Below are 26429 nucleotides of genomic sequence, written 5' to 3' on the forward strand. Positions count from 1 at the left end.
TTAAATGCCTTCTTTTAAATGTTTATAGTTGGATTTAATGGTGTCTAAAACTTCTTCCATTTTACCGCCCAGCATTAATCTTGTCATCGATTTTGCCATTCCAATTACTTGTTCCCATTCTACTTTTGGAGGCATTGCCAGCGCATTTGGATTGGTGAAAATATTTAATAAAACAGGACCATTATGGCGGAAAGCATTTTCAATTGCTCCCTGAACTTCTTCAGGTTTATGAACATTTACGCCCTGAAATCCCATTGCTTGAGCAATTAGACCAAAATCAGGATTCACCATATCTGTTTCGTTATCAGGTAAACCGCTAACTTCCATTTCAAGTTTTACCATTCCCAAAGCACGGTTGTTGAAAACAATAATTTTAATCGGAATATTATATTGATGAATGGTTGCCAAGTCCCCTAAAAGCATAGAAAGACCTCCATCGCCGCACATGGCAATAACTTGTCTTTCAGGATGCGCTAGAGCAGCCCCAATAGCCATTGGCATCGCATTGGCCATAGAACCGTGGTTAAAAGAACCTAACATTTTTCGCTGTCCCGTTCCTTTAATGAAACGAGCTCCCCAAACACAGCTCATACCAGTATCTACGGTAAAAACTGCATCTTGATCTGCCAGTTTATCAATAATGTGCGCCACATATTCAGGCTGAATAGTATCTTCTCCGCCATTATCATTAATGTAAGTATTCATGCTTTCTTTTACACTGCTGTATAATTTTAACTGCGCTTGTAAAAAACTATCATCTGTTTTTGCTTCCAAAAGCGGCAGTAAAGCTTCTATCGTATCGGCAACATCACCGCATAGACCCATATAGAGATTGGCTCTTCTTCCTAAACGTTCTGTGCTTGTGTCAATTTGAATGATTTTATTGTCTGAAGGCATGAATTTATCATAAGGAAAATCAGTTCCTAATAATAAAACCAAATGTGATTCGTGCATACTGTGATAAGCAGAAGGCTGACCGAGTAAACCTGTCATTCCTATTTCGTTAGGATTATTCGGCTGCATGCTCATTTTTCCCCTAAAAGAATATCCAACAGGAGCTTTAATATGTTGTGACAACTGCACCACCTGATCATGAGCTTTTTCAGCTCCGATACCGCAGAACAAAGTTATTTTAGAACTTTCATTAATAGCTTTTGCTAAATGTTGTAACTCACTATTAGAAGGTCGGATAACAGGATTACAATGGAAATATTGAGTAGAAATATTGCTTTCAACTGCTTCTAATTGAGAAACGTCGCCAGGTAAACCAATAACAGCAACGCCTTTTTTGCCTAAAGCATGTTGTATGGCCGTTTGGATAATTCTAGGTGCTTGCTCCGCCGTCATAATCATTTGATTATAGTGGCTACAATCGTCAAAAAGTTTAATGGTATTGGTTTCTTGGAAATAATCCATTCCCATTTCGCTGGTATTAATCGTAGAAGCAATTGCTAAAAGAGGAACATGCGAACGATGCGCATCATACAATCCATTAATTAAATGAACGTGACCGGGACCACAGCTTCCAGCGCAAACAGCAAAACCGTCTAATTCTGCTTCGGCCGCTGCAGCATACGCGCCGACTTCTTCATGGCGTACATGAATCCATTTTATTTTTCCGCTTCTGCGAATGGCATCATTAAAATGATTTAAACTATCGCCGGTAACCGCATAAACGCGTTTCACTCCAGCTTCTACCAACATGTCTACTAATTGTTCGGCAACTATTTTACTCATGAGTTATATTTTAAAATTAATATTTCGAAAGTGCACATTGGTTATGGTTTACTTCTTAATAATTATATTTTAAAGTATTTGGCAGTGATCTGAAGGGGTTTTATAAAATTAAGGAAAAGATTTGGTTTATTTTAGGTTCAAAGGGACAAAGGCTCAGAGGTACAGAGTTTTTTGTTTTTTAGTAGTAAAAAAGGTTAAAAGGAACAAAGGCAGAGTGTTTACTTTTTAGTAATTAGAAATAGGTTCAAAGAAGCAAAGGCTCAGAGAGACAAAGTTTTTACTCTTCGTTTACCTCTGAACCTTTGTTCCTTTGTAACTTTGAACCTTTGTAACTTTTGACTAGAACGGATCCGCAGTCACTCTAAACTTCATATCTGCTTTTACGGTCACATCTTTTGTAAGGGTTTCTTTTAAGGTTACCTGAGTTCTAATTTTGTAGCTGTCTGCTTTTATGTACTGATCTAATTTTTTATCGGTGCAAATCAAATCGATTGTATTTGCACTTGTATTAATGTTTTCTTGGTAAGCTAATTCAACTTCATCAGAATTGGTTGTCGAAATATATAGATGAACCGACTTTAAAAACGTAAAAGTTTTATCAGAAGGTTCGGAAATGGATAATTTAAGCGATCTAATTTTTACATCTTTTACCAAACTCGCTTTCGTTTTATTGTTTTCAAATTCAGCTGAAGAATTGGTTGTGACATCTGGAGTGATTATTTCCGATGGTAGATTGATAGGAGATGTGCTCTTGATTTTAATAGAAGTCTCATTCGAAATATTGAAACTTAACAAATCATCAACAGCATCACAAGAAGTTAAAACTAAAGATAATAATAGGGTAACGGCAACAAATTTTGATTTCATAGTTAAATTATAATTGGGTTCTTCGTTAGATACGAGATATTTTGATTTTTAGATTTATTTTTTAGAGAAACTAAGTTGCTAAGGTTCTGAGGTGCTAAGTTTTTTCTTTTTTAGGTTATAAATAAAACTCAGAACCTTAGTATCTCAGAACCTTAGAACCTTTCTAAAAAAAAATCAAAATTCCATTTTTCAATTTCGAATATAAAAAGTATTTTTGCGCATGCAACACAACGTACTTATTTTAGATTTCGGATCGCAATATACTCAACTTATTGCGCGTAGAGTTCGCGAATTAAATATATTCTGCGAAATTTTTCCTTACAATCACATTCCAAGTGATTTATCAAGTTATAAAGCCGTAATTTTAGGAGGAAGCCCTTTCTCTGTTAGAGGAGAAGACGCACCACATCCTGACTTATCGCAAATTAGAGGCAAACTTCCAATGCTTGCCGTTTGTTACGGAGCGCAGTATTTAGCGCACTTCAGCGGTGGAGAAGTAGCAGCATCAAATACCAGAGAATATGGTAGAGCAAACTTGTCTTATATTAAAGAGAATGAAACTTTTTTTGAAGGAGTTTCAGAAAACAGTCAAGTTTGGATGAGCCACAGTGATAGTATCAAAGCGCTTCCAACAAATGCTGTAAAATTAGCAAGCACGCATGATGTAGAATTTGCAGCTTACAAAATTGAAGGCGAAACTACTTATGCCATTCAATACCATCCAGAGGTTTACCATTCAACAGATGGATCAAAAATGCTGGAAAACTTTTTAGTTAAAATTGCCGAAGTTCCTCAAAACTTTACACCAAATGCTTTCGTAGAAGAAATGGTGGGAGAATTAAAAGAGAAATTAGGAAATGATAAAGTTGTTTTAGGATTATCAGGCGGTGTAGATTCTACTGTTGCTGCAGTTTTATTGCATCAGGCAATTGGTAAAAATCTTTACTGTATTTTCGTAAACAACGGTCTTTTACGTAAAAACGAATTCCAAAATGTATTGAACCAATATAAGGGAATGGGATTAAACGTAAAAGGTGTAGATGCAGGAGATCGTTTTCTTTCTGAATTAGCAGGAATTAGTGATCCTGAAACTAAACGTAAAACTATTGGACGTGTTTTCATCGAAGTTTTTGATGACGAATCGCATTTAATTGAAGACGTAAAATGGTTAGCACAAGGAACAATTTACCCAGACGTTATCGAGTCTGTTTCTGTAAAAGGACCATCTGCAACTATTAAATCGCACCATAATGTTGGTGGATTGCCAGATTATATGAAATTAAAAATTGTAGAGCCGCTTAGAATGTTGTTTAAAGACGAAGTTCGTAGAGTTGGAGCTACTTTAGGAATAGATCCTGAATTATTAGGAAGACACCCTTTCCCAGGACCAGGATTATCAATTAGAATTTTAGGAGATATTACTCCAGAGAAAGTACAAATTTTACAAGATGTTGATTCTGTTTTTATCGAAGGATTAAAATCTTGGGGATTGTACGACAAAGTTTGGCAGGCTGGGGCAATCTTGCTTCCGGTAAACAGTGTTGGAGTTATGGGCGATGAGCGTACTTACGAAAAAGTAGTAGCGCTTAGAGCAGTAGAATCAACAGATGGTATGACTGCTGACTGGGTTCACTTACCGTATGATTTCTTGATGAAAGTATCGAACGATATTATCAACAAGGTAAAAGGTGTGAATCGTGTAGTTTACGATATTAGTTCAAAACCACCTGCAACAATTGAGTGGGAATAGCAGCGTATTTTAAAATTAAGGTCTTACATTTGTAAGGCCTTAATTTTTTATAACCTACTATTTATGAGAGAACTTTTAACAATTTCTCTTGTCTTTATTTTGTCTTTTAACAAAATAACTGCGCAAGATTCAATTATTGAGCACAAGATTCAAAAAGGAGAAACTGCTTATTTTATTGCCCAAAAGTATAAGGTTTCTATAGATGAGATTTACAAACTCAACCCCGAATCGCAAAATGGAATCAAGGATAATCAGATTATAAAGATTCCAGTTCACAACTCCCAAACCATAATTAAAGAGCAAAGTAAAACACATATTGTTGCGCCCAAAGAAACGCTCTTCGGCTTATCTAAACAATATCATGTTTCTGTAGAAGCCATTCAAAATGCTAATCAAGAAATTCTTGCCAGCGGACTTCAAATCGGTCAAGAATTAATAATTCCTCAAAATTTTGAACATTCATCTAAGCAGGAAACTGTTGTTTCATCTAAAACCACTCATCAGGTTTTGGCTAAAGAATCTTTGTTTAGTATTGCGAGACAATACAATGTTTCGGTTCAGGATTTAGAAAACTTAAATAAAGAAATACTTCAAAACGGACTGCAGATTGGTCAGACGATTGTCATTCCAAACAAAAGAAAAACTTTAGACGGAAGAGTTCGTGTCATTAATCAAGAAACTGTTTTTCATGTGGTTGAACCAAAAGAAACAAAGTTTTCTATTGCAAAGAAATACGGAATCTCTATCGATCAGCTTGAATCTCAAAATCCAGAAATTGTAAACGGATTGGTAGTTGGCAACAAATTGGCAATTAATACAACAGCAATAAAACCAGCCAACGAAAGTGAAGAATTGATGCTGGCTTTGGCAGAAAAGCAGGTTGTGGTTGAAAAGACAAAAGCAAAAACAGTTGAGATAGATGATTTAAAAGATCGTCTTATTGTTCAGAAAGAAATGAATCAGAAAATTATAAAAATTAATGATTTGAAAGTCAATCTGAATGACATGAATGGTTCCAAAGAAAATTCGGTAGAAAAACTGCGTTTGGTATTAGAAGCCAATAAAAATGTTCAGGATATTTTAATGGCAAAATTAGATTCGTTAGTCAATTCGATGAATAATGATTTGAAAGAATTGAAGAGAATGGATATTTTAAATGTTGATGAATCAAAAAGACTGGAAAAACAATCTTCTGAAGGAATCAATAAAACCAATGAATTATCTTCTCAATTAAAGAAAGAACTGGCAGAAAATAGAAAAGCTTATGCCGGTTTGATGAATAAAGTAGAACGAATTGCAGTTGAGGAAAATCAGGAGTATAAGAAGAAAATCCGCGAAAGCGAAAAAAATAATAATGCAGCTTCTTTGCAGCAGCGTTTGTCGTTAGAAGAAATTAAACGTTATAAAATAGAGCAGGAGCAGGGCGATGCACAAAATCAGCTTTTGATTGCAAAAATTGACTCGCTCGATATTCAGAAAAAAATAGAAGTAAAAAGACACATCAGTAAAGCTGCTTATTACAGTATGGAAGCTAGAAAATTTGACGACAAGCTGGCTTTGGTTAAATTGAAAAAATATCAGGATGAAGCGGTTAAAAAACAGAATAAAAATTCTTCTTCTGAAAGTTCAAAAACAATTTCATTGGAAGAGATGAAACAAGAATTGAAAGACAATCCGTTAAGAGCTGATAAAACAGTAAAAGTAGAAGTTTATGATAATCTTAGAGAAGTTTCGAATGGGTATTACTTAGTTTTGGGTATATTTACAGACGCAGTTGAGCGCGATAAGTTTATTATGAAACTCATTGATTCTGGCGATTTTAACGCTAGTTTCTTCTTTAATATTAACAGCCTTTCGTACTATGTTTACAGTGATAAGTTCGAAAACATGGAAGAAGTGCTTTATCAATGCAAGAAAAAAGAAGAAGATGAGTTATATAAAGAAGTCATTATTGCCAAAGTAGAAATTGATTTGAGGTAATTTTTGAACGATTAAACAAACGGCGCGAATTTTGCTTTAAGGAAAATTTGTAACTTGCTTTTAGAATTAGAAATTAAATTGTTTTTAAGCCTTATTATGAAATATTATTTAACATTATTGTCTTTTGTATTCTTTATCTCTTCAAATGCTTTTTCTCAGGAAAAGGTGGTTAAGTATAAGGTTTCCAGTGGAGAAACTATTAATCAGATTGCGCAGAAATTTAAGGTAACGCCTTTTGATATTTATCAATTAAATCCAGATGCAAGAACAGGTTTGACTCCTAATTCGGTATTGTTGATTCCGACGAAAACAGGTGAAGCCAAAAAGGAAGTTTCTGAAACAAAAGCTCCTGTAGCTTCTGGAAAAGAAGTGATTCATGAAGTGCAGCCAAAAGAAACTTTTTACAGCATTGAGAAGAAATACGGAATTTCGGACGAAGCTTTAAAAGCAGCGAATCCATTTTTAGAAAAAACAGGTGTTCAAATTGGACAAAAATTAGTCATTCCTGCTAAAGGATCTGCTCCAAAAACAGCAGCAAAACCTGCAAAAGAAAAAGGTTCAGAAAAATATGTATATCATGATGTACAGCCAAAAGAAACTAAATTTGGTATTGCAAAACAGTATAATATGACTGTGGAAGAATTAGAAAAACGCAATCCAGATATTGTTGCCAGTCTGCCAGTTGGTTATAGATTGACAATCAAAGGAAAAGCGCCGAAAACTGAAACTGCTTCAGTTGAAACAGCAAAATCTGTAGAAAGTAAAAAACCTGCTGAAACTTCTAAAAAAGCAGTGACTTACATGGAATATCAGGTAAAGCCAAAAGAAACTTTTTATAGTTTAGGAAGAGTTTTTCATTTAACGCAAGATGAATTAGTGGCATTAAATCCTTCACTTTCTGAGGGTGTAAAAGAAGGAATGGTTTTAAAAGTTCCTGCAGGATATGTGGCACCGGCTCCAATTATTGCAGCGCAGGTTCCAGTTGAAAAAACAGCTGATTCTGCAATCGACAAACCTATTGAAAGCACTGGCGGAGGAATTAAAATTATTGACAAGGTAAAATCATCTGAAAATGCTAATCCAGAAATTGTAGAGCTGAGCAAAAAAAGAGGTGCCAATGAACGTAAAAAAGTAGTTTTGTTACTTCCTTTTAATTTGGCTAAAGTACAAAGCGATACTTCTGGAACTGCTAACAGAATTAAAAACGATAAGTTCTTAAATATGACTTTAGATTTTTATTCTGGAGCTATGATGGCAATTGACTCTGCGAAAACATTGAAACTGCCAATTGATGTGGCTATATATGATTCTCAGGAAACAAAAACGACTTCAAATGTGCCTAGTTTAATTAGTAAACTTCAAGATGCTGATGCAGTTATAGGACCATTTTACCAAAATAATGCTGAATCAACAGCTAATACACTTCGTTTATATAATGTTCCTGTTATTTCTCCATTATCAAAAGACAGTGCAAACCCGATTGAGAATTTGTATCAGTCAATACCGTCAAATGATGTAATTAAAAATGCTGTTTTTGATTATATGCGTTCTAAAAACGGAAATATTGTGGCTGTTGTAGATAAGAAAAAGGAATCTGTTGTTAATTATATTAAACAAAATCAGAAAGGTGTTGCATTTGCATCTTTAACTGAAACTGGAGGTCTGGATGTTGCGAATTTAAAAAGCCTTTTAATTCCAAACCGAATGAATTATGTGGTGATGGAAACGGCAAATACTGCAATGATTAAAACTACAATTAAAGCACTAATTGATTCTCAGAAAACGTGTCAGGTTCAACTGGTAATTCTAGAACCGAACAGTACATTGGATACGGATGAAATCAGTTTTGATAACTTAGTGAAATTAAAATTAATGTATCCTTCTGTAACTCGTGAAAGTGACGAACAAGCAGTTTTAATTTATGAAAAGCAATACCGTCTGAAAAACAAAATAAATCCAACTACTTATGCAACAAGAGGTTTTGATGTTACTTTTGATACAATGATGCGTTTGGTACAGGGAAAAACTTTTCAGGAAACAGCAGATTTAATGACTACACAGCAAGTAGATAATAAATTTCAATATTATAGAAAAGAAGATGGCGGACACGCTAACAAAGGTGTTTACATCTTATACTATGACAGTGACTTAACTTTAAAAGTAGCAAATTAATGACATCAAAAGTAACCTATTTAGGAGATTTAAGAACAAAATCAATTCATGTGCAGTCGGGAAGCGAAATCATTTCTGACGCACCATTAGATAATAACGGAAAAGGCGAAGCTTTTTCTCCAACAGATACAGTTGCAAACGCTTTGGCAAGCTGCATGATGACTATTATGGGAATTAAGGCCCGTGATTTAGAAGTTGATTTTGTTGGCTCTACAGCCGAAGTAACAAAAATCATGAATGCAGAACCAAGAAGAATCGGCGCAATAGAAATTGTATTTGAAATGCAGGGTGTTGCTGATCAAAAGAATAAAACTATTCTGGAGCGTGCAGCAATGACTTGTCCTGTATTTTTAAGTTTGAGCAGTGAAATCGAAAAGAATATTACTTTTAACTGGAAGTAATTTTTAAAGCAATAACTGGAGCCATCTGAATAAAATCAGGTGGCTTTTTTTTTGGGATGGATAGACCTAAAATAAACAAGAGAGCAGTTTTTCAATGATGCTCTCTTGCCTTCTTTAACTAACCAATATTTATTCTGAAAATTCCAATTTTTTCAATTTATTCCAGCCGCCGCGGGTGAAATCTGGAATTTCTACTGGAGCTGAATTATTATCTAACGAAATTTCAGTCAACGGACCTAAACAAGACCATTCTGCTAAATCATATACATCCATATCCAGCGGTAATCCTTTTTGCAGGCAATGAATTAAACGATAGTCCATAATAAAATCCATACCGCCGTGACCGCCTACTTTTTTGGCTTGTTCTTCGATTCCTTTTGCAATTGGATGTTTGTATTTTTCCATCAATGCCTTTTTCACTTCTTCAGGAACAAAAGAGTGTGCGCTTAATTTTTCGTGATTTGGCTTTACATCATCGCTTAATTCTTTTCCGTCCAAAGCATAACCTTCTAACGGGTATTTATTGGCAAAACCTTTTGTGCCACTCAATTGATACATTCTGCTGTATGGGCGAGGAGAAGTTACATCATGCTGAATATGGATTGTTTTACCATTTTCAGTACGAATCATCGTCATGGTATGATCTCCGTTTCTAAAATCTTTTATTTCTTTACCTGATTTTTCTTTGATGTAAGCGGGATTTCTAACCGCTTTTGTATCCATAGAAACCAAGAAATTCATTTTGTCACCACGATGAATGTTGAGTGCCTGACATGCTGGACCCATTCCGTGCGTTGCATATACATCGCCTCTGTGTTTAATGTTGTAATCCATTCTCCAGTTGTTCCAGTATTCGCCCCAAAATGGCTGTAAACCATGAATATAAGAACCTTCTGCATGAAGAATTTCTCCAAACAAACCTTGCTGTGCCATATTTAAAGTCGTTAGTTCAAAGAAATCATAAACGCAATTTTCAAGCTGCATACAATGTTTACGTGTTTTTTCAGAAGTATCAATAAGTTCCCAAATTTCTTTCATGGTTAGAGCTCCAGGAACTTCAATAGCAACGTGTTTTCCGTCTTTCATTGCCTGAACTCCAATAACAGCGTGATGCAGCCAGTCTGTTGCTACGTAAACTAAATCTACGTTTGGCAATGCCGTTACTTTTCTCCATGCATTTTCATCGCCGTAAAATTCTTGCGCTTTTGGGAAACCAGCTTTGGTTAAAATCTCATTTGCTTTCGACGTGTTTTCTTGAGTCATGTCGCACAACGCTACAATTTCTACACCGGGAATATGTGTCATGCGTTCTACAGCTCCGGGACCCCGCATTCCAAGGCCGATAAAAGCAACACGAACGGTCGGAATCGGGTCTGCTGCCATTCTCAGTACATCTTGCTGTCCTTTTGCTCGTGCAGGTGTTTTAGTCTTAATCATTTGTGCCGTTGCAATTGTCCATCCGAACAAAAGAAAAAGAGCTATAATAGATTTAAAAAATGTAGTTTTCATGAGTGATTTTGTTAGATAATTTTTAAAAATAACCTCTCTAATGAACTAGATTAGAGAGGTTTTCAAAAACAAAACAGATTCAAAGGATTCTAATAATTATTTTTGACTACTAAATCTTTTCATTAATGGCGTTACATGTTTTTTAGTATCGTCATCTAATGAAGCTAATGCTTTATCTGCTTCGACTGGGGTATATTTTGTTAATCCTGTAATTCCTGCCGCAATTACGTTGTACGATTGTTCTTTAGTACTTTCTTCCATCAATGTTTTATAAGAAGCATCGGCAGTAGAAGCTAATTTTACAATAGCATTTGCTCTTGCAATGGTCTTTTTATCGTTTTTAGCAATGTCAAGAAGTGTTTTTAAAACCTGATCTTTAGTTTCTTTTTCATTTAAATCAATTGCTTTAATACTTAGTACTCGTAAGTCTTCTTGAGGATCTTTCAAACCTTCCAATAAAATAAGTTGTGACTCCTGACTTCTGTCTTTTGAAGCAAATTTTATAGCTTCAATTCGGTTGTAATACGATGGCGCATTTTTATATTGAAAAAGATAATCAGCAGGAGTTTTTTTATCTACATTTACTTCGCCGACTAGTATTTTATCTGGGTCTAAATCTATAAATTCAGGTTTTGAAGGAAGGTCAAAACTGAAACTTTGTTCTCTTTTAGTAATTAAAATATCCTTTCTTATCTTAGTTCCGTTTACGTAAAAATCAACTTTTAAAGGCAACGTAAAGGTTTGCACTGCACTATCCTGAGATTGACTAATCGTAATAATAATTTTTCCGTTGGTGTATTTGTAAGTCACATCCAGAATCGGACTTCCAGCATTGTAATACCACTGATCAAAATAAGGAAGCCAATCTTTTCCAGTCACTTCTTCCATCGATAAGCGCAGTTGATGCGGTTCGCCAGATTTGTAAGCATTAGTGGTTAAATAATGATTCAATCCTTTAAAAAAGGCTTCGTCACCCATTTGGTTTTTCATGGCATACAAAATAATCGAGCCTTTAGAATAGCTGATATTGTCAAACATATCGTCTGCATTTTTGTAATGAAAACGTGCTAAAATTGGACTGTCTCCATTTTTTTGTGAACGAAGATAATTCTGCAATTTTTCATAACGAGATCTGTCTTCTGCATCTTGTCCAGCGTCATGACCGTGCCAAAGAACTTCTCCAAATGTGGCAAAAGATTCGTTCATTGTTAAATTTGACCAGGATTCAGCAGTTACTAAATCTCCAAACCATTGATGAAAAAGTTCGTGTGCTACGGTACTTTCTTCGTTATTGTCTAATAATTCTCTTTCGGTTTTTTGTACATATCCGCCGTGAACAGTTGCAGAAGTATTTTCCATTGCACCTCCAAAAAAATCTGTTACAACAATCTGCGAGTATTTTGCCCAAGGATATTCTACACCAAGCATTTTCCCGTAAAAGTTCATCATATCAGGCGTTTTGCCAAAAATCTGTTTCGCAAATGGCGCGTATTTAGGTTCTAAATAATAGCTTACTTCTTTTCCATTATAAGAATCTTTATAGATTTTAAAATCTCCAACTGCCATCATAAATAAATATGGAGCGTTTGGCTGATCCATTTTCCAAATATCAGTACGAGTTCCGTTTTTATTTGCTTTTTGTGAAGTTAATTTTCCGTTAGACAGCGTAGTATATTTTGATTCTACTGTCATTGCAATTTCAGAAGTTGTTTTTTGATTTGGTTTATCAATCGTAGGAAACCAGCAAGACGAAGCTTCTGTTTCTCCTTGAGTCCAAATTTGTGTTGGTTTGTCTCCTTTTCCGTCAGGATTTACAAAATACAAACCTTTTGAATCCGTAATTGATTCGCCAGCTTTAGTTTTTAGTTCTTCAGGTTTTGCTGCATAATCGATGAAAATCGTATACTTTTCGTTTTTTTTGTACTTTCTGTTTAATTGAATTGAAAGCTGTTCGTTATCGTAAGTATATTTTAGCGGAATAGTTTTTTTTCCATCGACAATAGCAATTTCTTTAAAATCCATTCCTTTTGCATCTAAATGCAGCGAATCGGTTTCATAAAAATGAGGTTTTAGAGTAACCCATTCTTTTCCATACAAATAACGTTTTCCGTAATCAAATGAGACTTCGAGTTTGGTATGAATTAAATCATTAGTTTTTAAAGGTGTAACTCTATAAACACTTAATTCATCTGGTTTTTCCTGTTTGTTTTGCGCTTCAATTTTTGGGCTTACAATGAAAATAAGACCTAAAAAAGTATATTTTAAAAAATGCTTTTTCATTTTATTGTTTTAAAAGTTCTTTACAATTTTTCGATAATTCTGACTTCTCCGTCTTTTTCATCTTCATTTAAAATATTCGATTGTTTTTTCGTGTAAACGAGTAAACTCCACTGAATAATTTTGTTTTCTGGATATAAATCGGCTTGATTTTTTAACCATTTTTCTGCTTCTTGAGAAGAGGATGTTTTTTCGATTGCCCAAGCCGACACAAGATCATTTGCTGGTAAAAAGTTCATAACCGTATTATCAACCTTTGGAGTAAAAGCAACGATTTTTTGTAAAGATTTAGCAGCCATTTCTTTGTTGCCAAGATTGGTATAACATTGATAATCCAGCCAGTTTTCAAGCCTTTCATCGATGTTTTCATCGTAAGGTTTTCCAACTCCTAAATTTTCTGGAAACAATTTTGCATCGCCAATAAATTGTAATGCTTTTTTATATTGCTTGTTTTTAATTTCTGCCAAAGCCTGCATCAATTTCGCTTCGTGGTACAATTGTCTTCCGGCAGTTGCACCTTCAAAAGGAAGAATTTGCAATTTGGTTAGAAATGCATCTGCAGCAGCATATTTTTTATTTAACAGCAGCGTTTTTGCATACAGCATTCCAATTAAATAATTCTCTTTATGTTTTTTGTAGAAAGATTCTGTTGTTGAAAGTGCTTTGTCAAATTGTTTTTGAACGATATAATGTTCTGCCAATAATTTATGATATCTCCAGCCTTGTGGATCTAGTTTTAAAGCCTGCTGAAGACTTGCCTCAACAGTTGCAGCGTCATCTTTAAATAAAGAAGATTTCGCACCATAAAAAGCTGGATCATTAGGTTTTGAGCCGCATTGTGTAAACAATTCTTTTGCCTCAGAAATACTATTGCGATTCCATTCGATTAGACCTAAATGGTATTTTAACTGCCATTGATCATTAGTTTTAATTAATGTTTTGAGAATGGAAGCCGTTTCTGCGCGGAACGGAAAACTAGTTCCAGGTTTGATTTTAGATAAATCAACAGTTTTGTTTTCTAAAAAAGCTTTCCAATATATAATTTCTGCACTTGGAACTGCGATGTTAAAAACTTTTAGAGCTTCTTCTTTTCGGCCCAGATTCTCGTACCAAATTCCTAATTCCAGATAAGTCTGCTCTGGCATTTCATTTTGAATTGCAGCTGTAAAATTAAGTTTGGCATCATTTGAACTGTTCCAAAGATATTTTTCAAAATCTGCAAAATGATTTAACGGATCAAGTGCACTAATTGTTTTTAAAGCTGCATTTGCTTTGTCTGAATTATTTTGAAGACGATACAAAACCGCCAATACTTGCAGACTTTCTAAATTGTATTGATTGTTTATTAAGCTCTTTTCGGCATATTCAATAGCTTTAGGTAAATCATTTTCAGCTAAATAAATTTTACTTAGTGATGTATAAGCAGCGCTTCTGTATTCTACACCAGCTGCTGCAATATCGAAACCATCTTTTGCATCGGTTGTGTTTCCTAAATGAAGATTTGCCAAAGCATAATTGTAATTTGCACCAGCATCGTAAGTATCAATTGCTAAAGCTTTTTTAGCAGTTTCTACAGCTTCTTTGTATTGAAATTTTCTAATTTGTAAAGAAGCTAATTCAGAAAGGGCAGGAGCAAAGTTTGGATCATTTTGTAAACAAGCTGTAAGGTTTTCTTCTGCTTTTACATAATCTTTAAAACTGATATAATTTTTGCCTTGCAGATATAATCCGTAAACTGAATTATGATCAAAACCTTTCGGAATCTCCATAGGACGATTAATATTTCCATCTTGTGGATCAGCATTCCAAACCAATTTATTTTCGCCCAAAACGAGTTTCAGCTTGTTTGGATCAACAGAAACCTGAATGGAATCTTTGAATAACTGCATGGTGGTAAGCGCAACATCTTTTGAATAGATTTTCTTTTCACCTTCAAAAACTTCTAATTTTTCATTTAATTTTTGAAGCGGAGAGAAATAGATTTTCAGCCAGCCATTTTCGTTTTTCACATTAACAGCCCCGTAATTATTGGCTTTTACAAAACCTTTGGTTTGTTTTACAGGAAACCAGTATTCTGTCCAAGTATCAGTTTGATAAGGCGCAAACGAACGTTGTTTAAAAGGGGTTAAATTACTGCCTTCGCTTGCCTGATTAAATAATCTGCCGCTTTGTACTTCTGTATATTGTCCGTCAGTATCGGTCAATAATTTTTCCCAAATCATTCCTTGCTGTGATAATCCCCAAATCCATATTTTTTTGCCGGGTTTATCATCGTGATTACCATATCTTGCCATTCCGAAATCTTCGTCATGCCAATATCCTCCGAAGAAATCATTGTATTTTCCGAATACGTGATATGATTTGTAACCGCCAAAATCATTGTTTTTGTAATAAGATAAATCTTTGCCGTTTTCTTTATCAATCGGCCAAGAATTGTATTCGCCGTTATGGCCAATATACGTCTGTCCAGGATAAATAAATTGCAGGTTTCCAGCCGCTTTAATTCCTGTATTCATCCAAGTATAATAAGGCTGCTGTAATTCTGTCGAATTAGACCAAAACGAATTGGTTGTAAAATAAGCTTTGTCTTTTGGTAAATTGATGTCTAGTTTCCAAGAAGTTCTCGTTAATAAATCTAAAACTCCAATAACACAGCTGATGCTTCCGTCTTCACGGTTTATAATTTTATAATCTACTGGAGTAGCACAATTTGGGGTATGACCGATAATTCCATAATTGCCTTCAACGCCGCCGCTGGTCCACGGTCCGCGCATGGCAATGTCTCTAAATTTGATTACATGATTATTGTAAACAAAGTCTTTTCCAGTTGATTTTTCTACAGCCGACCAAACTTTTCCGCCTATTTCAGGCAAAATCATCAGTTTGATGTAATCGTTTTCTATCTCAATTACTTTCCATTCTTTCTGAACTGGTTTGTCTGTAAAGCCGTCAAAACGGAAATAAGGATAAAATTTTGTGTCTGGTTTCGGAATCGGGTCAGGATCTGAAAAAGGGTAGGTGGTAAATACTTTTTTGTATTCTTTTATAGTGGGTTTGTTTTGTGCTGTGACAAAGAGGCTTCCAAAAAGTAGAATTGATAAGAAAGGTTTAAGTTTCATATGGAGAGCTAGTGTTTTGTGGTTGTTTTTTTGCCAGAGATTACACAGATTAAAATGATTTTTTTTAATCTGTTTAAAAATTAATCTGTGTAATCTGTGGCTTATTTTTTTGAGCTTTTTGTCATTTCGACGAAGGAGAAATCTTCGCAAGAAACTCCGCATAGTATATCGTCAATCTTTGTCGAGCTACTTGTGGAGATTTCTCCTTCGTCGAAATGACAAATAGGACCGGTAATCGTTATTGTCTTTAAATTACTTAACAATTAACAACCATCCTTTTCCCTTAGGAACAGTTATTTCATCTTTTGCTGTAAACGTTTTTGCAGGCTGAAAATTAAGAACTTCAGGAGCTGTAATTGTCGCTTTAGACGGATTGATTCCTAGTTTTTTCCAGTCAATATTCAATTTTACATTTACATCAGCTTCTGTCCAGCTTGCAATAGAAATTAATGCTGTTCCGTTCTTTTTGTAAACTGTAGCCAGCACTTTATCATTGTTTGTTTTTACAGGACAATTTTCGCTCCAGTAACCAATCATTTCAGAACCTTTAATTCCGAAAGAATCCCATAATTTCCAGATTTGTCTTGGGTCAGCACCATCGCTCCACGGTAATCTGTTCGTCATTCCGAAAACCATTCCACGCCAAGGATTTCCACCATCTTGAAGCATTTCGCCCATTAATCCAAAAGGAATTCCGCTAACTTCTGTTAAGAAAAAGTCCGGCTGATTTTTCTCATAATCAAAATATTCTCCAAACCATAACTTATTGATGTACGGAAAGTGTTCCATATATAAATTGGCACTGTTATTAAATCCGTCGCTTTTGTTGTATTGATTCGCACTGTGTAAATCGATAATTCCAGGATGACCATCTTTAGTTAAAACTCTTTTGATACGTTTCATGGTGATTCTGTCAAAAGCAACGTCATCTAGATAAATTCCGTCAATACCAACATTTTGAGTCAGCCAATTCATTCCTTCAACATAATAATTATGCCAACGGTTCATACCGCTATTTACAATTGCAGCATCTTTAATTTCAGGAACAAACCATGCAGCGATATAATCGTCTCCAACGTGTTCTTGCAGCCAAGAGAATCCGCCGCCTTTTCCTGGAGAATAAATTTCGTGGCCTAAACTTCTTAAAGCGAAAGTCTCATAAGCTTTGTTTGAAACCTCTCTAACGGTATTATAGATTTTTACTTTTAGTCCTTTTTCATGTGCTTCATCGATATACGTTTTCATCTTTTTAAATTCAATAAAAGGATAATTGATATAAGGATTAATAGCATTAGCGTGGTGAATATTAATCACAGTTGCACCAGTTTTTGCGATTGAATCTATCGGACTGTATTTGTGGTAAAATTTCGTATCCCATTGAAAATCTGTGTTGATTGTATGGAACGGTGTGATTAATAAGTTGAAATTATAATACAATACATCGCCTTTTTTCATCGTTCTAGCGCCGCTGTATGCATTTACTAAAACTGATTTTTGGTTTGGTGTAATGGTTATTCCTCCTTTGTTTTCATTACCCCAAGAAGTTGGCAGTAATAATGGTTTCTGCAAATAGAAATTAGTGTTTAACGGACGGCTGTATTTTTCATCTCTAAGAGAAAATTGCAATCCAGAATTTACAGCACCAATCCAAGCACCATCTTGGTTTTTATGCGCAACATCCCATTTCCAGTCAAAAGTTGCAGGACGATCTCCGCCTTTTTGACCTAATCCCATCATGTATTTTGCAGAAGCTGGCTGCATTGGCATTTGGAAATTGATATCATTAAAAGAAACATCTTCAAGAGCGGTAACTTTTACTGTATAATGTACAAAACCGTCAAATTCAACAGAAGCGTTAACATCCATTTGAACTGATTTTGAAGTCGAGGTATTTTCCCATGAAACCGTTCCAGCTTCTTTTTTAGTAAATTTTACACCGTTGTTTTTCCATTGCGCTTCTTTTCCTGAAGCATCAAGAAAATGAAAATCAATTGGAGCACTTAAAATATCATTGGCTTTTGTAGTTACTGAAGTCATTTCTGGAGTGAAGAAAGTCTGAATTTGCGCTGGGAATCCATTCGCAGCCAAAATCAATTTTCTTCCTAATAATGAAATTTCGGAATTATTTACAACTAATGGAGTGTAAGGCGCAATAACCGTATTTTCCTGAGCTAAAGTTGAGTTTAGCCAATTTAAACGCGTCATTTTTTCTGGACTGTCAATTCCGCCATTTTTAGTAACTTCATTAGTAACAGTAATTTGAAGTTCAATTTCTTTTGATTTTCCGTCAGCATTCACTGTCGCTTTCCCTTTGTAAGTTCCAGCAGTTGCAGTTTGTGGAACTTCAATTCCGCACCACATTGCTTGAATTTTTCCTTTAGAAACCGAAACAGTATTCGTGAAAATAGATCCATCGTAACGAATTCCGTCAGTATTTATACAGCTGATGTTTTTTGCATCAATTGTTCCAGAAGGACTTACTAAATTCGAAAAGGTAATTTTTACATTCTTTACATCTTCAAGAGCGTAAATACCTAATTGAAATGCTAAATATTCGCCTTTTAAAGCGGTATCTGAAAAAGTATTTTGAACACCTTTTTGAATCCAGCGCTGTGGCAAATCGGTTTTCATTTTGATTGAATGCAATCTGTCTTCTGGAAAAACTAAAAATGAGTTTCCGCTGTTTTTTGCAATAAGAGCTTTTGTTTCTGCAGCCGTTGCAATGACTTCCATTGGATAAAAACTATTGAAAGCATTTACACTTTGAATTTCTGTAACTGCAGCATTATCTGTCGTATTTGTTTTAATTTTAGATAACCATTGTGCATCGGCTTTGTTTTCTGGTTTGGCATAAATTCCTTTCGGATAATTTGCCGTTCCTTCGTCTACATAAGGCATATAATAAACGTAATATGTTCCTTTTCCCGAAATAGGTTCAAAGAAAATAGTACCGTTTTCTCTATTGATATTTTCTGTTTTTATATTTTGAATTTCTTTTCCTGATGCATCTTGAACAATAATTTTTTTAAGTTCTGGATTTTGATCTCTTCTTCGCCATTCAATAGTTGTTTTGGCAATATTTCCTGAACCGGAAAATGCAATTACAGCGCGGTGATTGCCAAGTAAATTAGGATTCCAGCTGTCATTTCCGTCAGAATATTTTATTTGTGCCGCCATTGGAATAGTGAGAATGAAAAAGCACATTATCATTATTCTGCTTAAAAGAGGTTTGTTTTTTAGGTTTAGTTTCATTGTAATGTATGTTCAGGTTTAAATAGTCTAAAATTTAAAATTAATAAACAGCTTTCCAGCCATTCTTTTTCCAGTACGCAATTATCGGTTTGTAAGGTCCGTATTTATGCTGTTCTTCAGAAAAATTATCTACAAAAGGACTGTGCGCATAGTCGATAGGTTTGCCTAGTTTATTTGGATAATCGAATGTTTTAGGGTTTGGTCTTGTGTGAATCTTATCATCATTTACATAAGCAGCGATATCAAGTGCTTCTTTGTCTGTGAGATAAGGTTTTCCTAAAAGTACTTTATCGTAAGGCATATTATTTTTTAACCATTGTGCTTGTTTAATAACTCTGTGCATGCTTGAACCTGGCTGATAACCGTATTCTCCCCAAAGAGGCGGGTAGATGTAACCCGATTTATCAGCATTATATACGCCTTCGCCATTATTGCCATGACAGCGTGCACAATTTTCAGTAAACAATGCTTTTCCTCTTTCTGGACTTGCAGCGACATCTGGAAATTCGATTTCTAAATTTTTTGCTCCTTTAAAATTACCATCTTTAGGCACAAATTTGCTGATCCATTTAAAATAAGATAAAAAGGCCACCATCTCCTTACTGTCCAACGGAAGCGGTTTTCCAGAATGCGGGCGCATAATGCAGTTATTAACTCTTTCTGCCAGTGTAAGCACTTTGTTTTCGCGCCCGCGATATTGTGGATAATTATCGTGTGAAGACATTAAGTTGAATGCATGTGGTTTTGTACCGGCATCTTGGTGACAGTTGGTGCAATTCATTTTGTTGCCCAAATATTGTCCGTTTTTACCGTTTGGTCCAATATAATAGGCTGTTTTCAACATTAATTCTCTTCCGTAGCGAACAGATTCTCCGAATTGATCTTCTGGAATTTTTGAAGTATCAATTGTAATATAACCTTCATCATCAGCTTCAACTGTTTTTGCTGCCGCTAATGTCTGTGAAGTCGAAGTATTGCAAGAATTGAAAACAACCATTGGCAATGCTGCAAATAGACCAATTAGAATTATTTTTTTCATGTTTACTATTTTTATCCTAACAGGTTCTAAAACCTGTATTTATTATAACTTATTTTATGCTTACAAGATTTAGAAACCTTGCAGGAACGTCATTTTCTAATTTTGAATAAAAGGTTTCAATTTTTCTTCGGGAATAAACTGTGTACGATAAGGCGGAATCTCAGATTCTAATGCCCATAAAAGCACTCCTTTTTTATTCGTTAAAACCGTGATATGTCTTTTGGAGCAGCAGCATAATATGGCATCTTTATCAATCATATAAGCGCTTCCCATTCTGTCATTGTAAATGTCTTTTGGTAATTTTATTTGATAATCCAGTTTAACTGCATTGTTTTTTTCGTCGACTTTTAAGGCAAATACAGAAGACTGTTTTTTGTCGACACCATTATCAAAAAACAATAAACTTCCTTCTTGATTAATGTGTGCGGCATGCGCCTGAGAGAAATTGGTATCTGGAGCCATTTTCATAGTTCCTCCTTTTCCTAATTTCCAGATCACTTTTCCAGTTTTAGAATTGATCTTCCAAATTTGTCCGTTATTGTAAAATGAGATCAGGAAATTTCCATCAGTATCGTAATTTAAACTATTGGCATGAGTCCAATCTTTTTTGGTTTTTAGTAAATCTTTATCTTTAAAGGGATCTAAATCATCAAAAACACTCCATTTCCAAAGTTGTTTTCCTTTTTTATCTAAAATTAAAATTCCATCTCCGTTGATCGTATCTTGTTTTTTTCCTCCAATAGAAGTTAAGTCGATTATTTTTTGATCAACAGTTAAAGTAACAATTTCATTAGCCGATTTTTTTATAATTTCGTGGTGAAGAACTTGTTTTAAATCGCCTTGTCCTTTTTTGATGTGTGTTAAAGTATCTCCTTGTAAGTTGATTTCTAGAATTTCACTTCCATAACTTGTTGGTTCGTCATTTTTGCCAAGAATAGAAATGATGGTTTGTTCCTTTGTAAAATGAGCTACTTTAAACCCAGTTCCTTCAATAGTATGATACCATCTTAAGTTTCCTTTGTAATCTATTATATAAGCTGTTCCAGGTGTTTCTCTTTTTGCCAAAAGCATAAAACCCTTTTTGAAATTTTGAGGCAGTAATTCTGGTTTCGGGCAATTGGCTTTAAATTGTTTTTGAAGCCATTCTGGAAGTTTTCTCGATTTAAAAGTATAGACTTTACTGGGCTTTTTTTCGCCGTCTGCAACTGTAACAAGCTGATAGCTATAATTCGTTTCTGGAGTAATATTGCAGAGAACTAAAGTATGTTTAAGCCCTGATTTTGAAATAGGAGTGGTTATTTTGCTTTGAGTTCCTTTTTGGTCAGACCAATATTCTGCATATACCTGTACATTGTCATTCGTAGTAACATCGATTTGAATTTTCAATTCGTTGTTGCCATGAGTCCCAATATTGATATTTACTATATCCTGATTTTTAGAACAACTTACCAATGCAAGTAAGGCTAAAATAAAACTTCCTTTAAGTAATAGTTTTTTGATCATCTGAAAAGCTTCTTTTGTGAAACAGAAAAGTACTTCATCTGTATTAAAAATCAAGAATAGACAGACATTTTTTACTGTCTATTCTTGATTGGGTATTCTTTATTGTCTATCAGCGTTGCTTAAATTAGGATTAAGATCAACCTGGCTTTGTGGATAAGTGTAATATTTATTTTGCGGCATTTTGACTAGTGCAGCTTCTCCAACTCTAAGGTGATATGCGTTTACAAGAACATCATATTTGTTCATTCTAATTAAATCCTGACGGCGTTTTCCTTCATAGAAAAGTTCCCATCCTCTTTCTTGCAAAATAGCATCTCGTAGTGAATTTTGATTGTAATCGGCTAAAACCAATTGTTTGGCATGCGATCTCGCTTTTACTTTATTGATAAGATCAATTGCCTCACTTGTTGGTCCGTTGAGTTCATTTAATGCTTCAGCTCTGCTCAATAATACATCTGCGTAACGAAGAATATTTACGCTATGACCATCATAATAAGTCGTTGTTTCGTCATCTGCATATTTTCTAGTAGATACATCCGGCATATACAATTCTCCTTCTGGCGGTTCTGCGCCTAATGTTGGAGCTTGTTTGTGTAGTAAACCATCTGAACCCATAAATTCTGGAAAGAAACATTGTTTACGATCATCTTCATCACCAAAAGTGTTGTAGAAATCCCAGTTTACAGTGTAATATTGCCATCTGTTTGCCACAACTGGATGATCAGTAGGCCCAAAGTGATTCAATAGCTCGGTTCCGTTGGTATTTGCATCACTTAATGAAGAGAAAATATTTTCGCTGCACCATTTGTTACTTTCTTTAAACAAACCTAAATACGATGGATACAGGCTGTATTCGCCAAGATCCATAACTTGTTGTGTCAGCGTTGCTACCTTTTGCCAATCGTGGCTTCGTAGGTATAATTTTGCTAATAAAGTAAGTGCTGCACCTTTTGTAGCGCGACCAACATCATTAGATCCATAGATTACGTTTTCCTTATAGTTAACAGGTAAAACAAGAGCAATTTCTGTAAGGTCTTTGATGATAAATTCATCAATTTTTTCAACAGATGTTGGTGGTGTTTGTTCCAGATATTTTGGATTTGCCAGATTATCTTCGGTCATTAAAATAACTGGTCCCCAAGCATCTGTTAAATCCATATAAGCTGATGCTCTTAAAAATTTAGCTTCAGAAATAAATTGAGCTTTTTCAACTTCTGAAATTGAAGTCATTTTTTGTATATAATAAATAGCGGTATTAGCATTGGAAATTAATTTGTACATGGCATTCCAGTCTTCCAAAAGTAAACCATTCGCTGAATTCCATGTTCCTAATGATAATTGTCCTGGATCACCGCCAAATTGACAATGACCTAAATCTGTTGCAATGTCTGTTAGTGCAAAATGTCGGGTTGCCCAATACGAAAAGTTATCTCCTACAGAAGGTCCTTTTAATCTGCCGTAAATAGAATTGACTGCAGCAATAGCATCTGATTTAGTTTGATATCCATTCGTAGTAGTCAAACTGCTGTATACTGTAGGATCTAAGTCCTCATTGCAGGAATATTGTAGACCTGCACCAAGTAAAAGCAATAATATTGTATATTTTTTCATTTTGATGAATTTAATGTTAGTGAAAAAGCTATTAATGAATTGCTATTTTGATTCCTAAAATAAACGTTCTCGAAGCTGGGAAAGAGTTGAAATCGATTCCTCCACCTAGATTTTGTGCTGTGGCACTACTAGTATGTCCATTTATTTCAGGATCGTTTCCAGAATACTTTGTAATTGTCAATAAATTTTGACCTATAGCATACAGTCTTATGTTGTCAATAAATTTGGTAGGTTTTAATAGACTTTCTGGAATAGAATATCCAATAGATAAATTTTTAAGACGTAAATAAGAAGCATCTTCAACAAATCTTGAATTCACATAACTTCCGTATGTACTTTTGTAATAACCGTCTCTAGGAATATCTGTGTTTTCATTTGTTCCCGCAACCCAACGATTCAAAGCATCTGTACTGGTAGTTGATTCTCCAACCATTCTGGTCATATTGTAAACAGAATAGTCAAGAGCTCCTTGGAAAAATACATTCACATCAAAATTTCCGAATCTGAAATCATTATTGAAACCAACAATGTAATGCGGTGTAGAATTTCCTAAATAAGTTCTGTCATCAGCGGTAATTTTTCCATCTCCGTTTATATCCTCATATTTTGGATCTCCAGGTTTAGATAAAGGTTGTGGATCATAAACTTCTCCCGTTTTGATTACTCCGGCATATTTAAATCCGTATAGAACACTCATTTCTTTTCCAGGTTCCAATCTTGTAAATTCACGACCAGAAACAGTCCCACTTGGATTAGAAGTATTGTAACTAATTATTTTAACATTATCTGCTAGTGTCACTACTTCTTGTTTGTTGTAGGCAAGATTTAAAGATGTTCTCCAGTAGAATTTATCATTTTTAAAGTTTTCACTGCTTATACCAAGTTCAATCCCTTTATTGTCAACTGTACCCGAGTTAAGTGTTTGGGTATTAAATCCCCACCATCCTCCAACAGGAACATTCAAAAGGGCATCTGTAGTTCTCTTTTTGTAAACATCAATTGTAGCGGTTAGTCTGTCGTTAAAGAATCCCATATCTAAACCAATATTAGCTTGGGCTTGTTGTTCCCATTTTAAATCAGGATTTGATAAATTTTTAGGTTCAGTACCTCCTACAAAAGAACCATCAGAAATAGTAACATTCCAAGGAGCAAGATTAGCCAGATACAAATAATCTGGAATTCCGTCATTTCCTGTAATACCATAACTAACTCTTAATTTTAGTTCTGAAAGTGTTTCTACATTTTGCATAAATGCCTCTTTTGAGATTCTCCAGGCTACAGCTCCAGATGGGAAAGTTCCGTATTTATTATTTGGACCAAAACGAGAAGAACCATCACGTCTAATTGTAAATGAAGCTAAATATTTGTCATCCAAAGAATAACTTAACCTTCCAAAATAGGAAGTAAGTTTTGTTTCTTGTTTTTGAGTTTCAGGTTTTAGATAAACAGCAGCACTTTCAAGATTATAATAGGTAAGTATATCATTAGCAAAACCAGAACCAGATGCTTTCATTCTTTCGTAAGTATCTTTTTGATTTGATGTTCCAATCATTGCTGTAAAAGAATGCTGCTCTTTTATATTAAATTTATAAGTTAAATATTGTTCTGTACTCCATCTGAAATATGTTTTGTTTTCCTCAGATCCTGTACCGTTTAAAGCTGCTCCTGCAACCAGAGTTCGTGGAGTATATTTACCTTGAATGTTTTCCTGCCATTCTGCACCAGCTCCAAAGTGATAAGTAAGTCCTTTAATGATTTCATAATCCATAAACATGTTTCCGTTTACCAATCTGTTGATAGTATGATCTGTAGGCTCAAGTAAAAGAGCTAACGCATTATCCTTTCCTTGATATTTATAGTACGAACCGTCAGGATTATAAATAGGAATTGCCGGCGGTGCAGTCTGGATAGAAAACATTGGAGATAAAATATTATCACCAAAATCACTATTATGTCCTTCGCTTGCAGCACCATACACATTGGCTCCTACTGTTACTTTTTCAGTGAATTTTTTCTCACTTCCGATACGAACACTATATCTTGTATAATCTGTGTTTTCTATAGCCCCTGTTTGTTTCAGGTAATTTCCAGATAAGAAAAATTTGGATGTTTTGTCGCTTCCGCTAAAAGTTAATGTTCTGTTTAGAACTTCACCTGGACGAGTTGCTGCTTCAAACCAATTGGTGTTTGCAATCGGAAAACTTGAAGGGAAAACTGCAGGTCTGCCGTTTTCAGCAGCAATCGCATTTTGAATGCTGGCATATTGCTGTCCATTTAACAATGAAGGCTCCTGAATTATATTTTGAAAACCATCTGAAATTTCACCTTCAATCTGCATTTTTCCTGATTTTCCTTTTTTGGTAGTAATTAAAATAACCCCATTTCCACCTCGTGAACCGTAAATTGCTGTAGAAGCCGCATCTTTAAGAATCTGAATACTTTCTATATCATTCGGGCTGATAGACGCACCAGTACCTGTAATAAATCCGTCAACTACATATAAAGGTGCATTTGAGGTTGTAATAGAGTTTCCTCCCCTTACAACAATAGTAGGAGTTGTTCCAGGAGCATAACTATTTTGCTGTACCTGAACTCCAGAAGCACGACCTTGTAGTGCCTGACCAACGTTGGAAACCGTACCGCCTAAGTTTAAGTTGTCTTTACCAACAGAAGTTACAGCGCCTGTAATATCTTTCTTTTTTGCCTTTCCGTATCCAATAACTACTTCCTCTAATTTTTGTCCAGCTTCTTTCATGACAATTTTTAGCGGTGCATTTCCAATAGTTACTTCTTGATCTTCCATACCAATATAAGTCACCACAAGTTTAGTAACATTATCGGCTACAGTAATCGAAAAGCTTCCATCAACATCTGTTTGAACACCTTTATTGCTTCCTTTCACCACAACATTGGCACCAGGAAGAGGCAAACCATCTTTGTCTGTAACCTTACCTTTTACTATTTTTTCGAAAAATAATGCGGTATAGTTTTTATCTGAAGTATTTATTGAAGAAGCTGCCGAAGCTTGAAATGTAAAAACGAGTAACGATAGAATTGTTAGTTTAATTTCTTTGCGGGATAAATTGTTAATCCGAAAATCTCTTGGTTTTTTTTGGGTTAATAATTTCATACTTAAAATTGGTTTTGGTTAATGTTTAATTGTTTTTTTCTTGTTTGTAGGTTTTAGATTTCTTTTTTGATCAGGAGAGTCA

At 34.8% G+C, this 26429-nt stretch carries 14 protein-coding genes; 4 read left to right on the forward strand and 10 right to left on the reverse strand.

All coding sequences use genetic code 11. The features are described 5' to 3' along the window. The gene (locus tag EDB96_RS11165; RefSeq protein ID WP_134140813.1) at nucleotides 1–1737 is read right to left on the reverse strand and encodes a thiamine pyrophosphate-dependent enzyme; all 1737 of its coding nucleotides are present in this window, start codon (nucleotides 1735–1737) and stop codon (nucleotides 1–3) included. Between the two features lie 339 nt (nucleotides 1738–2076). Continuing rightward, entirely contained in the window at nucleotides 2077–2604 is a 528-nt protein-coding gene (locus EDB96_RS11170; protein WP_134140814.1) for a hypothetical protein, read from the reverse strand. A gap of 220 nt (nucleotides 2605–2824) precedes the next feature. Here EDB96_RS11170 and guaA point away from each other — a divergent pair, with 220 nt between their 5' ends. The 4 genes from guaA to EDB96_RS11190 all read left to right on the forward strand — a co-directional run bounded on the left by guaA (nucleotide 2825) and on the right by EDB96_RS11190 (nucleotide 8907). Further along, nucleotides 2825–4354, forward strand: coding sequence for a glutamine-hydrolyzing GMP synthase (gene guaA, locus EDB96_RS11175; protein WP_057118875.1), 1530 nt, complete (start codon nucleotides 2825–2827; stop codon nucleotides 4352–4354). 63 nt (nucleotides 4355–4417) lie between these two features. After that, nucleotides 4418–6334, forward strand: coding sequence for a LysM peptidoglycan-binding domain-containing protein (locus EDB96_RS11180; RefSeq protein ID WP_134140816.1), 1917 nt, complete (start codon nucleotides 4418–4420; stop codon nucleotides 6332–6334). A 96-nt stretch (nucleotides 6335–6430) separates the two neighbouring features. Next, a complete protein-coding gene (locus EDB96_RS11185; RefSeq protein WP_134140817.1) occupies nucleotides 6431–8506 on the forward strand; it encodes a LysM peptidoglycan-binding domain-containing protein in 2076 nt (691 codons plus the stop codon). Further along, entirely contained in the window at nucleotides 8506–8907 is a 402-nt protein-coding gene (locus tag EDB96_RS11190; protein ID WP_113678082.1) for an OsmC family protein, read from the forward strand. Before EDB96_RS11185 ends, EDB96_RS11190 begins: the two co-directional genes overlap by 1 nt. A 129-nt stretch (nucleotides 8908–9036) precedes the next feature. On the opposite strand, the gene EDB96_RS11195 is transcribed toward EDB96_RS11190, so the two are convergent. From EDB96_RS11195 to EDB96_RS11230, 8 genes are all read right to left on the reverse strand, one after another. Next, nucleotides 9037–10416, reverse strand: a complete 1380-nt coding sequence (locus EDB96_RS11195) for a Gfo/Idh/MocA family protein (RefSeq protein ID WP_134140818.1) — start codon at nucleotides 10414–10416, stop codon at nucleotides 9037–9039. A gap of 96 nt (nucleotides 10417–10512) precedes the next feature. After that, nucleotides 10513–12696 carry a M1 family metallopeptidase gene (locus EDB96_RS11200; RefSeq protein WP_134140819.1) on the reverse strand — a complete coding sequence of 728 codons (2184 nt, stop codon included), beginning with the start codon at nucleotides 12694–12696 and terminating at the stop codon, nucleotides 10513–10515. A gap of 20 nt (nucleotides 12697–12716) precedes the next feature. Then, a complete protein-coding gene (locus EDB96_RS11205; protein WP_134140821.1) occupies nucleotides 12717–15812 on the reverse strand; it encodes a DUF5107 domain-containing protein in 3096 nt (1031 codons plus the stop codon). A gap of 252 nt (nucleotides 15813–16064) precedes the next feature. Next, the gene (locus EDB96_RS11210) at nucleotides 16065–19064 is read right to left on the reverse strand and encodes a glycoside hydrolase domain-containing protein (protein WP_243839337.1); all 3000 of its coding nucleotides are present in this window, start codon (nucleotides 19062–19064) and stop codon (nucleotides 16065–16067) included. Between the two features lie 40 nt (nucleotides 19065–19104). Continuing rightward, a complete protein-coding gene (locus tag EDB96_RS11215; protein WP_134140822.1) occupies nucleotides 19105–20103 on the reverse strand; it encodes a c-type cytochrome in 999 nt (332 codons plus the stop codon). Between the two features lie 96 nt (nucleotides 20104–20199). After that, entirely contained in the window at nucleotides 20200–21606 is a 1407-nt protein-coding gene (locus tag EDB96_RS11220; protein WP_134140824.1) for an aryl-sulfate sulfotransferase, read from the reverse strand. Between the two features lie 99 nt (nucleotides 21607–21705). Next, nucleotides 21706–23217 carry a RagB/SusD family nutrient uptake outer membrane protein gene (locus tag EDB96_RS11225; RefSeq protein ID WP_134140825.1) on the reverse strand — a complete coding sequence of 504 codons (1512 nt, stop codon included), beginning with the start codon at nucleotides 23215–23217 and terminating at the stop codon, nucleotides 21706–21708. A gap of 31 nt (nucleotides 23218–23248) precedes the next feature. After that, complete coding sequence (locus EDB96_RS11230; protein WP_134140826.1) at nucleotides 23249–26347, reverse strand: SusC/RagA family TonB-linked outer membrane protein; 3099 nt, start codon at nucleotides 26345–26347, stop codon at nucleotides 23249–23251. Nucleotides 26348–26429: the final 82 nt, after the last annotated feature.

The sequence above is a fragment of the Flavobacterium sp. S87F.05.LMB.W.Kidney.N genome, from assembly GCF_004366435.1.
Lineage (GTDB): Bacteria > Bacteroidota > Bacteroidia > Flavobacteriales > Flavobacteriaceae > Flavobacterium.

Excerpts from the sequence above, each read along its gene's own strand:
- EDB96_RS11165 (WP_134140813.1), bottom strand. The coding sequence starts at position 1,737 with ATGAGTAAAATAGTTGCCGAACAATTAGTAGACATGTTGGTAGAAGCT.
- EDB96_RS11170 (WP_134140814.1), bottom strand. The coding sequence starts at position 2,604 with ATGAAATCAAAATTTGTTGCCGTTACCCTATTATTATCTTTAGTTTTA.
- guaA (WP_057118875.1), top strand. The coding sequence starts at position 2,825 with ATGCAACACAACGTACTTATTTTAGATTTCGGATCGCAATATACTCAA.
- EDB96_RS11180 (WP_134140816.1), top strand. The coding sequence starts at position 4,418 with ATGAGAGAACTTTTAACAATTTCTCTTGTCTTTATTTTGTCTTTTAAC.
- EDB96_RS11185 (WP_134140817.1), top strand. The coding sequence starts at position 6,431 with ATGAAATATTATTTAACATTATTGTCTTTTGTATTCTTTATCTCTTCA.
- EDB96_RS11190 (WP_113678082.1), top strand. The coding sequence starts at position 8,506 with ATGACATCAAAAGTAACCTATTTAGGAGATTTAAGAACAAAATCAATT.
- EDB96_RS11195 (WP_134140818.1), bottom strand. The coding sequence starts at position 10,416 with ATGAAAACTACATTTTTTAAATCTATTATAGCTCTTTTTCTTTTGTTC.
- EDB96_RS11200 (WP_134140819.1), bottom strand. The coding sequence starts at position 12,696 with ATGAAAAAGCATTTTTTAAAATATACTTTTTTAGGTCTTATTTTCATT.
- EDB96_RS11205 (WP_134140821.1), bottom strand. The coding sequence starts at position 15,812 with ATGAAACTTAAACCTTTCTTATCAATTCTACTTTTTGGAAGCCTCTTT.
- EDB96_RS11210 (WP_243839337.1), bottom strand. The coding sequence starts at position 19,064 with ATGAAACTAAACCTAAAAAACAAACCTCTTTTAAGCAGAATAATGATA.
- EDB96_RS11215 (WP_134140822.1), bottom strand. The coding sequence starts at position 20,103 with ATGAAAAAAATAATTCTAATTGGTCTATTTGCAGCATTGCCAATGGTT.
- EDB96_RS11220 (WP_134140824.1), bottom strand. The coding sequence starts at position 21,606 with ATGATCAAAAAACTATTACTTAAAGGAAGTTTTATTTTAGCCTTACTT.
- EDB96_RS11225 (WP_134140825.1), bottom strand. The coding sequence starts at position 23,217 with ATGAAAAAATATACAATATTATTGCTTTTACTTGGTGCAGGTCTACAA.
- EDB96_RS11230 (WP_134140826.1), bottom strand. The coding sequence starts at position 26,347 with ATGAAATTATTAACCCAAAAAAAACCAAGAGATTTTCGGATTAACAAT.